General features: G+C 76.8%; 2 protein-coding genes. One reads left to right on the top strand and one right to left on the bottom strand.

Features of this window, described 5'->3' with window-relative positions:
• Window positions 1–629: DUF2510 domain-containing protein (locus ABD308_RS02315; protein ID WP_344324685.1), on the bottom strand; the 629-nt coding region annotated here is incomplete at its 3' end.
• A 402-nt stretch (window positions 630–1,031) separates the two neighbouring features.
• On the opposite strand from ABD308_RS02315, the gene ABD308_RS02310 reads away from it, so the two are divergent.
• On the top strand, window positions 1,032–1,475 hold the full coding sequence (locus ABD308_RS02310; RefSeq protein WP_344324682.1) for an SsgA family sporulation/cell division regulator: 444 nt from the start codon (window positions 1,032–1,034) through the stop codon (window positions 1,473–1,475).
• Window positions 1,476–1,645 lie beyond the last annotated feature (170 nt).

Raw genomic sequence — 1,645 nt, 5'->3', positions numbered from 1 at the left:
TTCTCCGGGGCGGCCGCCTCGACGGGCGGGTCCTCCACCGGCTCGGGCGGCACTCCCCAGGACACCCAGCGCGACCCGTCGCCCGCCTCCATCGGCCCACGCCGCGCCCGGGGCTCCGGCTCGACCGGCGGCGCCACGTCGAGCAGCGGTTCCGGTGCCAGCGCCGGCACCGCCTCCGACACCCGTTCGAACGCCCGTCCCGCCCCGGTCGGCTCCGCGCCCGGCGCCCGATCCCCGCCACGGCGGAACACCGGCCCGTTCTCCGGCACCACGAAGGTGAACGACGCCCCGCCCCCCGTCTGGTCGAGGTACACCGGCCCGCTGTCCCCGCCGGACGGCGACCGCCCCGCGCGCGCTCCCGAGGACTCCGCCGCCGCTTCGGCTGCCACCGGCGGCGGCACGTACCGCCCGGTGCCGACTCCGCCGGCCGCCGGGTCCGGGCGGCGGGTCGCGTACCGGGGCGGTTCGAGCACCTCGCCCTCGGCCGGGGCCGGCCGGCTGGTGCCGGGCACCCAGGCCGAGCCGCCCCAGTAGCGGACGAACCCGGGGATGGAGGGGTCGGGGTAGTAGCCCGGCGCGGGGCCGGCGGCCGTGTCCGTGCTGCCGCCGGCGAGGGGCCGGTCCGTCATGGGGGCTCGCTTTCCTGGCAGGCCGATGCGGCGCGCCCGGCGAGGGGCGTGCGCGACGGCGGCACGGGCGACCCGGATGCCGCCGCCGTCGGCGCGCGAAGAGGTGCCGCCGCGAGGGCGGACAGTCGCCAGACAGTCACAAAGGGTAGTGCCTCGACGGGTGGGCGGGGCCAACTTGGCCATTCACCGGACACGCCGGGGCCGCCCACGGTAAGGAAGACGGCGCGCACGCCCGACCACGCGCCCGCCGTCCCGCGTTCACCACTCCCACACCACCACCCGGGGATCTCCGCGAGAAATCCGAGAAATCCCGGAAACCCGTGTAAGAGCGCTCCCGGGCCGCGCTCTCCAAGGGCACAGGGCCCGGAACCGGGCACGAACCGCAGGCAGAGAGGAACGATCATGGAGCGCCCGACGAGCGTGGTGGAGCACGAGCTGGAGCTCAACCTGGTGCTGTCCCCCGAGCACAGCGTCCCCGTGCCGGCCCGGCTGTCGTACGGCAGCCACGACCCCTACGCCGTGCACATCACCTTCCACCTGGACACCGGCTCGCCGGTGACCTGGGTGTTCGCCCGCGAGCTGCTGGTGGAGGGCACCTTCCGGCCGTGCGGTCAGGGCGACGTGCGGATCTGGCCGGCCCTCCCCCAGTCTTCGGCCGGGGGCACCTCCAAGGGCCGGCGCAGCGTGCTCTGTATGGCGCTGAGCTCACCGGCCGGGGACGCGCTGCTGGAGGCGCCACTGCCGGCGGTGGCCGCCTGGCTGGAGCGGGCGCACCGGCTGGTGCCGCCGGGCAGCGAGATGGCCGCGCTGGACATGGACGGCTCGCTGGCCGAGCTGCTCGCGTGAGCCACCGTGCCGTCCCGGCCGAGCCCGGCGGTCCCACTCGACTCGTCGGACCTGGGGGATCCGGAGGATCCGGCGAACCCACCGGCCCGCCGGCCCCGTCGACTCAGCGGGCCGCGGGGGCCTGCTGACGCTCGTCGCGCGCGGAGTCCGGCCGTCCGCCGCCGCGCTGG

Origin of the sequence: Kitasatospora putterlickiae, assembly GCF_039527695.1 — a bacterium.
Classification (GTDB): Bacteria; Actinomycetota; Actinomycetes; order Streptomycetales; family Streptomycetaceae; genus Kitasatospora; species Kitasatospora putterlickiae.
This window is presented reverse-complemented; position numbering and strand designations above follow the sequence as displayed.